This is a genomic window from Tautonia sp. JC769, assembly GCF_040717455.1.
Lineage (GTDB): Bacteria > Planctomycetota > Planctomycetia > Isosphaerales > Isosphaeraceae > Tautonia.
Map to the genome: position 1 here is coordinate 173,225 of NZ_JBFEFH010000009.1, position 13,929 is coordinate 187,153.

Annotated in this window: 7 protein-coding genes; 4 read left to right on the plus strand and 3 right to left on the minus strand. The window is 69.5% G+C overall.

What is annotated here, in order from left to right; genetic code table 11:
• Positions 1-10 precede the first annotated feature (10 nt).
• A complete protein-coding gene (locus tag AB1L88_RS11810; protein WP_367096856.1) occupies positions 11-1,243 on the plus strand; it encodes a hypothetical protein in 1,233 nt (410 codons plus the stop codon).
• Between the two features lie 207 nt (positions 1,244-1,450).
• Here the strand turns inward: AB1L88_RS11810 and AB1L88_RS11815 are convergent, their stop codons facing one another.
• Complete coding sequence (locus AB1L88_RS11815) at positions 1,451-6,577, minus strand: PAS domain S-box protein (RefSeq protein ID WP_367096857.1); 5,127 nt, start codon at positions 6,575-6,577, stop codon at positions 1,451-1,453.
• 401 nt (positions 6,578-6,978) lie between these two features.
• Positions 6,979-8,526, minus strand: coding sequence for a hypothetical protein (locus tag AB1L88_RS11820; protein WP_367096858.1), 1,548 nt, complete (start codon positions 8,524-8,526; stop codon positions 6,979-6,981).
• A 267-nt stretch (positions 8,527-8,793) separates the two neighbouring features.
• Here AB1L88_RS11820 and AB1L88_RS11825 point away from each other — a divergent pair, with 267 nt between their 5' ends.
• Complete coding sequence (locus AB1L88_RS11825; protein ID WP_367096859.1) at positions 8,794-10,134, plus strand: neutral/alkaline non-lysosomal ceramidase N-terminal domain-containing protein; 1,341 nt, start codon at positions 8,794-8,796, stop codon at positions 10,132-10,134.
• A 50-nt stretch (positions 10,135-10,184) separates the two neighbouring features.
• Here the strand turns inward: AB1L88_RS11825 and AB1L88_RS11830 are convergent, their stop codons facing one another.
• The gene (locus AB1L88_RS11830; protein WP_367096860.1) at positions 10,185-12,047 is read right to left on the minus strand and encodes a GDSL-type esterase/lipase family protein; all 1,863 of its coding nucleotides are present in this window, start codon (positions 12,045-12,047) and stop codon (positions 10,185-10,187) included.
• Between the two features lie 476 nt (positions 12,048-12,523).
• On the opposite strand from AB1L88_RS11830, the gene AB1L88_RS11835 reads away from it, so the two are divergent.
• Positions 12,524-12,934 (plus strand): GntR family transcriptional regulator, encoded by a 411-nt coding sequence (locus AB1L88_RS11835; RefSeq protein WP_367096861.1) that lies wholly within the window; start codon positions 12,524-12,526, stop codon positions 12,932-12,934.
• Positions 12,931-13,893, plus strand: a complete 963-nt coding sequence (locus tag AB1L88_RS11840) for an ABC transporter ATP-binding protein (RefSeq protein ID WP_367096862.1) — start codon at positions 12,931-12,933, stop codon at positions 13,891-13,893. Before AB1L88_RS11835 ends, AB1L88_RS11840 begins: the two co-directional genes overlap by 4 nt.
• Positions 13,894-13,929 lie beyond the last annotated feature (36 nt).

A 13,929-nucleotide genomic window follows, 5' to 3' on the forward strand; every position in this document is an offset into this window, starting at 1 on the left:
TTGGGGACTGGTGGCGGGGCTATCGGGAATTGCTCTGGCGCCGTCGGCGGCGACGGCAGGGGAGCCGGCCGGGCATCGGGTGGCGGCGGTGGTGACGGAGTACCGGCATAATTCGCATGCGGACGTGATCGTCAGCCGATTGTTGCTGACGGACATGCTGGACGGGACGGGGGAGGACTCGCCGTTGAGCCTGGCCTCGCTGTATACGGATCAGAGGCCGGCGAATGACATCAGCCGGTTGCTGGCGGCGTCGCATCGGTTCCCGATCGCGCCGACGATCGGCGAGGCGCTGACGTTGGGGACGGGTGAGCTGGCGGTCGACGGGGTCCTGCTCGTCGCCGAGCACGGGGACTACCCGTTCTCGGAGACGGGGAACCATCAGTACCCGAAGCGTCGGTTCTGGGACGAGACGCTGGAGGTCTTCCGCGAGAGCGGCCGGGTGGTGCCGGTGTTCATCGACAAGCACCTGGCGGACAACTGGGAGGATGCTGCATTCATTTATGAGTCGGCCCGGGAGCTGGGGATTCCGCTGATGGCCGGCTCGTCGGTCTCGGGGACGTGGCGGCACCCGCCGGCCGACGTGGAGCGGGGGGCGAGGCTGTCGGAGATCGTGGCCTTCACGTATGGATCGACCGATGCGTATGGGTTCCATGCGCTGGAGGCGGTGCAGGCGCTGGCCGAGCAGCGGGCCGGGGGTGAGACGGGGGTGCGGGCGGTGCAGTGCCTCCGCGGCGAGGCGGTCTGGGAGGCGCTGGACGGGGGGGCGTGCGACCGCGAGCTGTTCGAGGACGCCTTGCGGCGGGTGCCGGCCTATCGGGAGGGGCGGGCGATCGACCGATCGGCGGTGCGCGATCCGAAGCTGATGATCGTGGAGTATCGCGACGGGCTGCGGGTTTCTCTGTTCGAGCTGAACGGGGCGGTGGCCAACTGGGCGGCCGCCTGGCGGTATGGGGAGGAGGGGCGGCCGGTCGAATCGACCCTGTTCTGGACCCAGGAGGCGCGGCCGGCGGCGCATTTCACGCTCTTGCTCAACGGGATCGAGGGGATGATGCTGACCGGCGAGCCGTCGTGGCCGGTCGAGCGGACCCTGTTGACGAGCGGGACGCTCGACGCCCTGCTCCTGTCGATGACCCGGGGGGGCGAGCGGATCGCCACGCCGCACCTGGACGTGCGCTATCAGCCGACCTGGCGATGGCAAGAGCCGCCGCCGCCGCCGCCGGGAAGGCCGTGGAATGAGCAGTAAGGTAGTCAGAGCGGTGGGGAGAATCGGGGAGGAAGCGGTTCGATCGTTTCCGCGGCGTGAGGGCGGGGGCGAGGGTGTCGAGGACCGCGAACCCTGGCGTTCGTGCCGGGTTCCCCCTCACCCGGCCTGACGGCCACCCTCTCCCCCGCGGGCGGGGGAGAGGGTTGAGGGCGCTCGTTCACCCTCTCGCCGCATGCGGGGACCTGGTCAGGCTTCCCGATGGAGGACGACGCGGTTGCGGCCGGAGCGCTTGGCCTGATACAGGGCCTGGTCGGCGCGGTTGATCAGGAGCTCGCTGTCGAAGGAGCCGGCGGGGCCGGTGGAGACGCCGAAGCTGGCGGTGATGGGGCGGAGGGGCCAGGGGTGCGCGGCGATGGTCAGGCGCAGCCGGTCGGCGATCTGGGCGCCGGCGTCGGCGTCGGCGCCGGGCAGGATGATCAGGAACTCCTCGCCGCCGTAGCGGATGGCGAGGTCATAAGGCCGAAGGACCTGGCCGAGGATCGAGGCCAGCTCGCGCAGGACCTGATCGCCGGCGAGGTGGCCGAAGTCGTCGTTGAAGGCCTTGAAGCGGTCGACGTCGAGCATGACCAGGGAGAGCATGCCGCCCAGGCGCCGGGAATGGTCGATGGCGGAGTCGACGTGGGCGGCCAGGGCATGGCGGTTCGCCAGGCCGGTCAGGGCGTCGACCGAGGCCAGGCGGGAGAGCTGCTGCTCGGCCTGGACCCGATCGGTCACGTCGATCAGGCAGGCGGCCCAGCGATAGCCGCCGTCGGACCCGGTGATCCGCGTGGCGTCGAGCTGGACGTGGCGAGGGCTGCCGGTGGCGTCGGTGACCTCGAGCGTCCCGCAGTAGACGAGCTTGTCGGTCGGGGCGTCCTCGAAGGTCTGCTGCACGATGGGGCGGAGCGGCTCCTGGAGGAGTTCGGTGAAGCGACGGCCGGTGAGCCGGGCCGGGGTCTCCCCGAGCAGGAAGGCGCAGCGGGGGTTGACGGCCTCGATGAGCCCCCGGTTGTCGATGATGCCGATGCCGATGGACGCGCCGAGGAAGAGTTGGCGGAAGCGGTCCTCGCTGCGTCGGAGCGCCTGCTCGGCCCGTTTCCGCCCGGTCGTGTCCTGGACGACGCAGGCGAAGCGCCGCGTTCCCGGGCCGGCGGTGCCGATGGCGCTGACGGAGACATCGAGCCATCGGGGGTTGTTCGGGTCGAGGCGGTCCTGGTATTCGAAGTGGGCCGGCTCCTGGCCGGGTTGGCTGGCTCGGAAGGCGCGGGCCCAGAGGCCTTGGTGTTCGGGGCTGAGGTGGAGCCGCAGGCGTTGATCGTGGGGCGGGTTGGCGGGGTCGACGCCGAGGAAGTGAGCCGCCGATGCGTTGAGCTTGACGAAGCGGGGTTCGTCGCCCTGGAGCTCGACGATGGCCATCATCATGGGGACGCTGTCGAAGAAGCTGCGGAGGGTCTCCTCCCCCTCGCGCAGGGCCTTCTCGGCCTGGACCTTCTCGGTCACGTCGCGGGAGGTCAGCAGCAAGCCGCGGAAGGTGGGATGATGCAGCAGGTTCGTCCCGACGACCTCCAGGACGCGCCATGAGCCGTCCTTGTGGCGGACGCGGAGGGTGAGGGCCGGGTGGAACTCGGGGTCGCGCAGGAATTCGTCGAACACGGGTCGGACCGAGGGGAGGTCGTCCTCGTGGATGTACTCGAAGACGTTGGTGCCGATGACTTCGTGCGACTGGTAGCCGAGCAACTGGCCCAGCAGGGGGCTCTGCCAGCGGATGGTGCCGTCGACCTCGACGATGGTGAGCAGGTTGGAGATCTGCTCCATCAGGAGCCCGAGCCAGCCGGCGCCGGCGCCGGGCGTCGAGCCGGGGACGGCCCAGGCCTCGAACGACCGGTGGAGCGGGTCGGGGTCGGGGGACGGGGCCTCGCCGAGGAGTTCGACGTCGGGCGGGTCGCGGTCGGGCGGGATCGGTTCGGGGGCGGCTTCGGCGTCTTCGAGCAGCCGGATCAGGGCGTCGACGACCTCGGGATCGAGGTGGGAGCCGGCGAGCCGGCGCAGGTGGTCGCGGGTCTGCTCCTCGCTCCAGGCGGGCCGATAGGGGCGGTCGGACCGGAGGGCGTCGTAGATGTCGACCGCGGCGAAGATGCGGGCGCCCAGGGGGATCTGCTCGCCGGCCAGGCCGCGGGGGTAGCCGGCGCCGTCCCAGCGCTCGTGGTGGCAGTAGGGGATGTCGAGGGCCGACTGGAGGAAGGGGATGGGGGCGAGCATGGCATGGGCCAGCACGGGGTGACGCTCCATGACCTGGCGCTCTCGGGCGTCGAGCGGGCCGGCCTTGTTGAGGATGCGGTCGGGGATGGCCATCTTGCCGATGTCGTGCAGCAGGGCGCCGCGCCGGAGGTGGACGAGGTCGGCATCCGAGACCCCCATGCGACGGGCGAGCCGGAGGGTCAGGGCGGTGACCCTCCGCGAGTGGCCCTCGGTCTCGTGGTCCCGGAAATCGAGGGCGCGCGACCAGCCGGCGATGGTGGCGTCGTAGGCGGCTTCCAGCTCCGCGTTGGCCTGCTCCAGGCCGGCGACGAGCCGGGCGTTCTCCAGGGCGATGGCCGCCTGGGAGGCGAGCCCGGCGGCCAGGCGTTCGGAACGCTCGGTGAAGATGCCGGCGCCCTCGTGGCCGAGCAGGATGGCGCCGAGGATGGCGCCGGAGCGGCCGACCAGGGGCATGGCCATGCAACTGACCAGGGCCGGCCCCTCGGCCTGGCGGCCGGCGACGCGCCGGAAGTGGGGGTCGAGCCGGGCGTCGTCGAGCCGGATGACGCCGTGGCCGCGGAGCATCGGCCGCAGCAGTTCGATCCAGTTGAGGCCCGGGACCTCGGACGATTCGAGGTGCTCCGACCCGGAGCTGGTGAACATGCGATAGATGCGTTCTTCCTCGTGGGGCCCTTCGGTGAACAGGACGGCGAACCCGGCGCCGGTGAGGCCGACGGCGGCGTCGGCGATGGCCTGGACGAGGGAGCCGAGGTCCAGCTCGGAGGCGAGCAGCAGGCCGACCCGGTTGAGGGCCTCGACCGCCTCGGCCTGCTCGCGAAGCTCGGCCTCGAGGTTCAGGCGGTCGCTGATGTCGCGGGTGACGCCGGCCAGCCCGACGACCCCTTCGGAAGGGTCGCGGAGCGGGGCGGCGGTGATCTGGACGGGGCAAGGGTCGCCGTCGCGCCGCAGGAGATGGCCGTGGAAGGTGGCGGCCCCCTCGGCATAGGCCGTGTTCATGGCCTTGATCACCGCCTCGCTTTCATCCGAGGGGCAGAAGTCGAGGGCGTGGCGCCCCTGGAGTTCGGCGGGGGTCAGGCCGGTGAGCTGTCCGAGCCGATGATTCCAGCGGATGAGCCTGCCGTCGAGGTCGATCACGAAGAGGATGTCGGGGACCGCCTCCATGATGGTCTGGAGTTCGCCGAGGGCGGCCTTGAGGCGGTGTTCGGTCTGCTTGCGATCGGTGATGTCGGTGGCCTCGGGGACGAGCAGGGTGACGGCGCCCGAGGCGTCGAGGATCGGCTTGATCGAGAAGTCGATGAAGGCGGTCTCCTCGGCCGACTTCCGGACCTGTTCCTCGTAACGGACGGAGACGCCGGAGGCGGCCCGCGCGATGGCGTCTCGGAGCCGCTGCTGGACGGCCGGCGAGACGGTCCACCAGTCGCATTCCCAGAAGGGCTTGCCGATGACGTCGTCGGGGGTCAGGTTGCCGATTGCGAGGGCATGGTCGTTGACCTGGAGCGTGGTGCCGTCGGGCGAGAGGATGGCGGCGTACTGGAAGGTCTGATCGAAGATGGCCCGGAAGCGTTCCTCCCCGAGGCGGAGGGCCTCGCTGGCCTGGGCCTGCTGGGTGACGTCGGCCAGGAAGCCGAGGAACCGGGCCGGCCGGCCCGACTCCCGGGGGAAGAAGCTCCCGTCGTCCCTCAGGATGATGCACTCGCCTCGGCGATTGATCACGCGGTAAGTGCCGTGGAACCCCGTCTCGGGGTGGGAGGAGATCTGGAGGTCCGAGACGAATCCGTCCCGGTCGTCGGGGTGGATCCGGGCGATCCAGCGGTCGAGGCCGCCTTCGAGCTCCTCGGGGGAGAAGCCGAGGACCTGCTCGCAGGCCCCGCCGAAGGTGAGGTGGTCGGCGTCGATGTCCCACTCGTAGAGCACCAGGCCGGCGGCCGAGGCGGCCTCTTCGTATCGGGTCCTCCACTCGGCCTGTTGCTGCTCGGCGAGGCGTCGCTGGGTCACGTCGCGGCCGATGATGCCCAGGGCGCAGGGGGAGCCGTCGGCCTCTCGGATCGGGAAGACGAGGGTGCTGGTGGCCTTCGGGTTCCCGGCCGGGCCATAACGGTCCTCGAACTGCTGGGGGGTGTCCTGCTCCAGGACGAGTTGCTCGCGGCGGCGGTCCTCGGCGGCCCGGTCGGCGGGGCCCGGGGCCTCGGCCGGGGAGCCGGGCCGGGCGTCGGGATCGCCCGGGAGGGGGGCGGTGAACCGGGCATTGGCCATCAGGCAGTGGCCCTCGAGATCCTTCAGGGCCACGGCCGCGGGGACGTGGTCGAGGAACCCCCGGAGCAGGGCCTCGCTGGTGCGGAGCGCCCGGTTGACGGTCTCGAGGGTGGCGGTCCGCTCGGCGACGTGCTCTTCGAGCGTGTCGCGCTCGGCCCGCAGCTGGTCTTCCAGGCGTTTCCGGTCGGAGATGTCGCGGATGCTAGCGCGGAACCCGAGGCCATGGCCGTGGGCGTCCTGCATCGGCCGCCAGGAGATGGCGGCCCATCGGATCGACCCGTCGCGATGGCGGACCCGGAACTCGAGATTGTCTCCCGAGGCTCCCGCGAGGGCGTCGGTGAGGGTCCGGGCGAGCGTGGGGCGGTCGTCGGGGTGGACGAATCCGAGCGGGTAATCGGGCCGCTTTAGGCAGTCGGCGGGGGAGCATCCGGTGAAATGCTCGACGGCCGGATTGACCCATCGGGTCACGCCGTCGGCGTCGATCCAGGACTCCCAATCGGCGGTGCTGTTGGCGATGAGTCGGAAGAGGTCGTTCTGATTCCAGCCCAGCGCCGTGCCTCGGGCCGGGTGTGAGACGCGGGGCGATTGCACGTCGATCGTCCCGGGGTCGGGGCCGGGGCCGGGGCTGGGGGGCAGGTCCGCCTGGTCCGTCGCCGGTCCGTTGGCGTTGGCGTCGGCGTCGATGGTGAGGTCGGCGTTGACGTTGGACGAATCACCCGACGCCTGGGGGCGGGTCGGCAATTCGGCCCAGGACGCGAGGGGAATGGAGTTGCAACGACCGGGGAGTGCCTGGTATCTCACGTCGTACGGGTCGTCTTGCACCTTGACCATCCTGACGAAACGAGGAGTCGTGCCTTCACCGAACGATCGGCAGGAGGGCCGCCGGACTGGCACCCGGCTTCACTAAGGGGCCCAGCGCGATTGGCCGTGTGCCACACCTTCACATTTGCATGGTCGTTCGGTTCGAATATCCCCGATAGTGAACCCTAGGTTGTTTTGGGGGCCTTGTGCGAAGTCTCCGGGAAAATCGCCGGCCGGTCGGGGAGGGATCGCCCCCGACCCGGGGCGGGAGGCCCCCGAGTCGTCGGGCGGCGAGCCGCGGGATCGCCCCGGTGGCCTGATCTCCCGATGGGGGACATTCTGGGAGCAGCGTCTTCGATGAGCGTGTTTTTTGCCGGGGGGGATCGATTCGCATGACCGCATCCCCCCCGAGGGGCAGGGCGTCAGTCGCGCTGGGGAGGGTTGTTGCCGTACGACCAGGGGGCGCCGGTGAAGGGCGGGCGGCGGGGGGGCTCGGGGGTGGTGCCGGGTGCGAGCCGGCCGATCAGGTCGATGCCGACGTCGCGCATCTGGGTGCCGGCGGTGATTTCGAGGTTGCTGTAGCTGGTCAGGCGGGTCTCGTAGCCGCCGCCGCTGGGAGCGAAGGCGGCCTCATCGGGGACGTAGCCGACGCAGCCGTTGGCGAGCGAGACGGGGAAGGTGAACGGGAAGGCGCTGGCGGCCTTGATGTCGAGCCCGAGCTGGCAGAAATACTCGGCCGGGGTCGTCACGAACACCGCCGGGCCGACCTGGACGGCCTGGACCTCGACCTCGGCCTTCGGCTCCTTCCGGAGGAGGGCGTCGAGCATGACGGTTTCCTTGGCGAAGGTCCACTCGGTCGGGTCGACCTCGGAGCGTTCCCGGGCCAGGATCTCGACGCTCTCGCGGACGCGATCGGGCGAGGGGACGCGGCGATCGACGTCCCAGACCTTCAGGGCGGCATCGACCGGGAGCAAGTCGCCCGGCTCCATGCTGAGCAGGACCTTGACCGCCTCGGCCCCGACTCGGCCGCCGACCTGTTGCGCCCAGCGCTCGCCGTTCGGGTACACGTAGGGGCTCTGGTTGTTGACCTGGGTGATGTCGCCCGAGGCCCCGGCCAGGAAGACGACGACCGCGTCCTCGCCGTAGTACCCCTGGATCACTTTCTCAAGATAATAGATATAATTCGCCGAGATGCCGCCCGGGCTGGTGGTGGCGTGGCAGGCGAAGTTGACGATGCAGCCGAGCAGGCGGTTGGGGTCTTCGGCGTCCCAGGCCCCCACGACGCCGACCTCGGGGTCGACCGGCCCGGCGGGCTCGACGATGTCGGGGTTGCCGAGGCCCGGGTGGGTGACCGTGCGCCCGTCCTTCATCAGGAAGCGTCGGTTGAAGGCGACCTGGTCCTCGATGCCGGAGCCGACGCCCCCCTTGGCGGCGATCCGCCGGTCGTTCGCCTCGCAAATGGCGTCGATCAGGGCCTGCTCGGTTTCTTCGAGATAGACGGGGTTGACGCAGGTGGAGTGCTCATACGCAAGCTCCTGCACGTTTTGCGGGGCATGGTCGTACTCGTCGGGCATGATCCAGACGATCGGGCCGGACGAGTGGGAATGCGAGGCGCCGATGAGGATCGAATCGGCGGGGATCCCGGTGCGGTCCTCGACCGCCCTGCGGACCTTCAGCACGGTCTCGCGGCGGATGCCCAGGGCATCGACCCCGACGATCGCCACGCGGGACTGGCCGTCGTCGAAGACGGCCGCGCGGACCTTGCAGGGGTCGTGCAAGGACCGGTGGTACGACTTGCCGTAGCCGCCGGGCGCCTCCATGCCGATCTCGGGCGTGATGTCGCGGACGGAGAACCCGGCCTTGAACACCGGGGCGGCGGCCTGCGGTTCGTCGTCGGCGAGGGCGGGGGCTGAGGCAGCGGCCGAGAGCAGGGCGACGGCGAGTCCCAGGGGGACGATTGATCGAGGCATCGTGATTCCTCTTGGGCCATCTGGGCGAATCGGGTGGGTGGCCGGCGAGCGGGATCGGTCCGAGTCCGGCCCGCCCGCCGTCGACGATCGGGGTGCCGCGCATGGTGCACGCTGGTGGACCGATCGCCATGCCGCTATGGTAAGGGAGCCTCGGTTCTCCAACAATGGATTGACCAATCTTGGAGCCTCGTGATGATGCGTCGTGATCGAGTTCGGCGAGAAATGGGCGCGAGCGGGCGCTGGGCGGTTTGCGGGGTGATGGTCGGAATGCTCGTCGTTTCGGCCTCGGCAAAGGCCGCGGACGGCGCGCCCGAGACGTGGAAGGCCGGGGTTGCCCGGGTGGTGATCACGCCGGAGGAAGACGTCTGGCTGGCCGGTTACGGCACGAAGCGGGTGCCGGACGGGAAACTGCATGACCTGTGGGCCAAGGCGGTTTGCCTGGAGGATGCCGAAGGGAATCGCGCCGTCCTGATCACGACGGACTTCCAGGGGGTGCCGAAGGGGATGAGCGACCGGGTGTTCGATCGCCTGGAGGAGCGCTTCGGGATCGAACGGACTCAGGTCATGCTGACGTTCTCGCATAATCATTGCGGCCCACGACTGGGGGAGGATCTGGTCGATTACTACCCGGTCGAGGAGGAGCAGGTTGGGCTCGTCGAGCGGTACACCGACGCCATGGTCGAGACGATGGTGGACCTGGTGGGGGAGTCGATGGAATCGCTCGCCCCGGCGGTGCTGAAGGCAGGGCAGGGAACGGCGACCTTCGCGGTGAACCGGCGGAACAATACGGAGGCCGAGGTGCCGGCATTGATCGAGCGCGGCGAACCGCTGGCCGGGCCGGTCGATCATTCGGTGCCGGTGTTGAGCATCGAACGGCCGGATGGGTCGCAGGCCGCTGTGCTGTTCGGGTACGCCTGCCACCCGACGACCCTGAGCTTCACGACCTGGTGCGGCGACTACCCGGGGTTTGCCCAGGTTGAGCTGGAGCGAGCGTTCCCGGGGACGACGGCGATGTTCGTCAACACGTGCGGCGGGGATCAGAACCCCATTCCCCGTCGGTCGGTCGAGCTGTGCGAGCGCTACGGCGAGGAACTGGCCGACGCGGTGGGCGAGACGCTGCAACGGCCGATGGAACCGATCGCGCCGGTCCTGCGCACGGCGTTCGCGATGGTGGAGCTCCCTTATCTCGAAGTCGTGACCCGGGAACACTTGAACGAGCGATTGGACGATGCGAACGCGATCGTGGCCCGGTGGGCGGCCCGGCTGCTCCGGAAGCTGGACGCGGGGGAGACGTTCGAGGCGTCGTATCCGTATCCGGTGCATGCCTGGCGGCTCGGGGAGGACACCCTGATGATCGGGATGGGGGCCGAGACGGTGGTCGATTACGCCCTCCGGTTCAAGCGGGAGTACGGCTCGAACACGTGGGTGTGCGGCTATGTCGATGACATGATCGCCTATATCCCGTCCCGTCGCGTGTGGGAAGAAGGGGGATACGAGGGGGGATCGTATCTCTATGAGTATGGACGTCCCGCGTTCCGGTGGGCCGGCGACGTGGAGGAGAGGATCGCGGCGACGGTCGATCGGCTGGTGAGGGACGTGAGGGAGTGAGGAGGACGTCGGGCCGCGGTTTCGCCGGGGAAATCGCGGCCCGATGACGGTCAAGGGGTGGGGGATTCGGCGGCGGGGTCGCCCCAGAGGACGCGGCCGATGAACAACGCGCCGGTGGCCCCTCGGCGTCGGGCGTCCTCGTTCCAGACCCCTTCGGAGACCGTGACCCAGGATTCGCGGTCGCTGATGGCCGATGCGCCGAAGTTGCCGAGCTCGCCGCCGCGCTCGGGGATGATGATGCGCTCGGTGCTGCGGATGACCTGGAGCAACTCGGGATCGACCTGGGCGACAAAGAGCGGGGCGCGGTGCCGCATGATGTGGTCGTTGTCGGCCCCGCGGCGGGTGTAGACGAGGAACAGGCCGTCGCCGTGCGCGAGCCAGTGCTGCTGCGTGTTGTAGCTGCAGAGGTCGGTGCCGTCGTCGAAGGTCCAGGCCTTGGCGGGGCGGTAGTTCAGGCCATCATCACCGACGCTTGCGTACCCCTTCAGGTCGTTGCGGATGGTGAGATAGTACCGGTCGGCGCAGCGGATCAGGGAGGGTTCGTAAAGCCCGCGTTCCTCAGCAAGCGAGAGGATGTTCCCATGTTCCCGGTAGGTCAGGGTCTCGCCGTCGAAGGAGCAGCGGGCGACGGTGACGCTGAACGGCTCGCCGGCCGATCGGCCGATGTAGAAGGGCAGGAGGACGGTGCCGTCGTCCTCGATGACGAACTGGGCGCAGGCGCTCCGGGCGAAGTTGAATCGTTCATCGTCGGGCATTTCCAGGCGTTGCCAGGGGGTCCAACGACGGGTCTCGGGGTCGAAGACGGCGAAGGCGGTCTGGTGGGCGCGGGCCTGGTCTTCGAGCTGCTCGCCGGCGGCGCTGTAGCGGACCTGGGCGCCGACGGCGATCACCTTGCCCGAGGCCGGGTGCAGCATGGGGGTGACGTCGGCGACGGCCACGTCGACCCCCCCCGGCTCGCGGACCCAGTCGAGTTCCTCGACCGGTTCGGGCCCGGTCCAGGTCTGGCCGAGGTCGGCACTTGTGAGCATGCTCAGGCCCGAGTAATGGTCTGAGGTGTGCAAGTGCTGTTGCAAGGTGATCAGGACGTTCGGTCGGTGCGGCTCGTCTGAGGGGGGGAGGACGGTCGCCCTGGGGTGGTACCACAGGAACCGGCCGTCGTCGTGTTCGAGGACGGTCTGGGCCGAGGTTTCGAAGGGAATAATCGGGGGAGATTCAAGCAACTGTTGCAACGTGGGCATCATGAGGTTCGCAAGTTCGCGATGGCCGCGCGGGTTGGGGTGGAGGCCGTCGGTCGTCCAGTCGCGGAGGTTCTGGCCGTCGGCCCGGGCCTCGGTCCAGTGGGCGTAGTGATCGACGAGGGCAACGCCGGTGTCGCGGGCAACGTCTCGGCAGGCCTCGATGTAGGGTTCGAGCTGGAGGTTCGGATTGCGGCCGAGGCCGTCGGGATCGGCGTCGTCGGCCCATCGCGGTTCGGTCATCAGGACCGGCTCGATCCCGGCGAGCAGGAGGTGCTCGACGATCGTCCGGAGATTGCGGGCGAAGTCGTCGATCGAGAGGCGGCTGGTGGTGGCCCCCTGGTCGACGTAGCTGTCGTTGGCGCCGTACATGACGGTGACGATGCGCGGACGCTGGGCGATCAGGCCGTCGAGCCGGGCGAGGGCCTGGTCGGTCCGCTCGCCGCCGACGCCGAGGTTGATCCCCTCGACCGCGAGGCCGTCGGCATTCAGGGCCGCCTCGACGCGGGCGATGAAGGTGTCTTCGGGCGAGACGCCCGGGCGGACGCCCTTGGTGATGGAGTCGCCGAGGGCGATGATCCGGCCCGGCGGCTTGGGCGAGGAGGCGGGATCCTCGGCGGAGGCGGCCGTGCCGAGCAGGAGGATCAGGGGGGTGACGGGCCAGCGGGCGTGCGTCATGGGACGAGGTTCCTTGGCCCATCGGGGCCGTTCGGGGTGAGGGCGAGTGGGGTGATCGGGCGGACAAGGACGGCCGGCGTGGGCTCCGGGGCGTGTTCCGGCGCAGGGATCGCCCGGGAGGAATTGAGGTAGTTAGATTGTGTATTAGTTATTTACGATTGAATGATAGGTCATATCTGTGTTGCTGGGTGATGGTGGCCTCGTGTGGCGGTTCTCCGGTTCGGTGTTGCCGGGCTGATATGATGGGGCGGGCCTGCCTCGGAACGCAAGGACCCCTCACCCCGGCCCTCTCCCCGCGAGCGGGGAGAGGGGGGCAGATTCGACCTTCTCGCGGGCGAGAGGGGTAGAAGTGTAAACATTGCGAAACTTCGAGCCCGTCGTGCTCGAATTTTTTCCGAAGTTCTCCCTTGATCGGCGGCGAGTGTGGCGCCATAGTGTATGAGTTCAATAGAACACCAGGACGGAGGGCCTGAGCCATGCTCTTACTCGGCCTGATCCCGGGGGACGATCGGGCGATTTACGCCCAGATCGCCGATCGGGTGCGGTTCGCGGTGGCGTCGGGGGCCTTGCGGCCGGGGGAGCTGGTCCCTTCGGTCCGCGAGCTGGCCAAGCAGTTGGTGGTCAATCCGAACACGGTGGCGCGGGCCTATCGGGAGCTGCAGGCCGAAGGGCTGCTCGACGCCGTGCGGGGGACCGGCCTGAGCGTGACGGTCGAGGCCCCCGAGCGTTGCCAGTCTGCCCGCCACGCCTTCGTGCGCGACCGCCTTCGCGCGGCGATCGACGACGCGAGGCGGAGCGGGCTCGACCCATCGGAAATCGAACGCATCTTGCACGACCAATGGCGGGAGTCCGGCGTGGCGGGCCAACACGAAGGGGGACAGTCATGACGCAACAGGGTGCGGCCATCCGAATCGTCCAGCTCGCGAAGCGGTTCCGGGGGGTGACGGCGGTCGACGGCCTCTCGCTCGACGTGCCCGAGGGGGCCGTCTTCGGCCTGCTCGGCGAGAACGGCGCGGGCAAGACGACGACGATCCAGGTCTTGCTCGGCCTGCTCGCCCCCGACGCCGGGCAGACGCGCGTGCTGGGGCTCGACCCGAGCCGGGAGGGCCTGGCCGTGCGTCGCCGGGTCGGCTACGTGCCCGAGGTCCCGGCCCTCTACGACTGGATGACGCCGGCCGAGATCGGCTGGTTCGCCGCCGGGTTCCACGCCGAGGGCCCCGGCGGGTCGGTCGGGTACGAGTCGCGGTTCAACGACCTGATCCGGGGGTTCGCCCTGCCCCCGGCCCGCAAGATCAAGATGTTGTCGAAGGGGATGCGGGCGAAGGTCAGCCTGTCGCTCGCGCTGGCGGGCGATCCGGGATTGTTGATCCTCGACGAGCCGACCTCGGGACTCGACGTGATGGTCCGCCGCGAGTTCCTGGAGCAGATGGTGGACCTGGCCGGGTCGGGCCGCACGGTCCTGCTCTCCAGCCATCAGCTCGCCGAGGTGGAGCGGGTGGCGAGCCATGTGGCCCTGATGCACGGCGGGAAGCTGCTCCTGGCCGAGCCGCTCGATCAGCTCCGGTCGCAGACCTTCTTGCTGGCGATCACCTTCGGCGATCGTTCCCACCCGGTCGCCCCTCCCGATCACCTGCCGATGGAATTGATCGACGCCGCCGATGCCCCCCGGCAGGCCCACTGGCTCGTCCGGGCCCGCGATCGGGCGGCGTGCGAGGCGGTGCGGGCCTTGCCGGGGGTCGAGTCGGTCGAGATCGAAGTCCCCACGCTCGAAGATATTTATCTCGGTTACATGCGGTCGCGTCGGCCGACGCCGTCCGGCCCCCCGTCCGAGGTCCACGTGGCCTGATCGGGTTCCTGCGCGTTCTATCCGTTGACCCGTTGA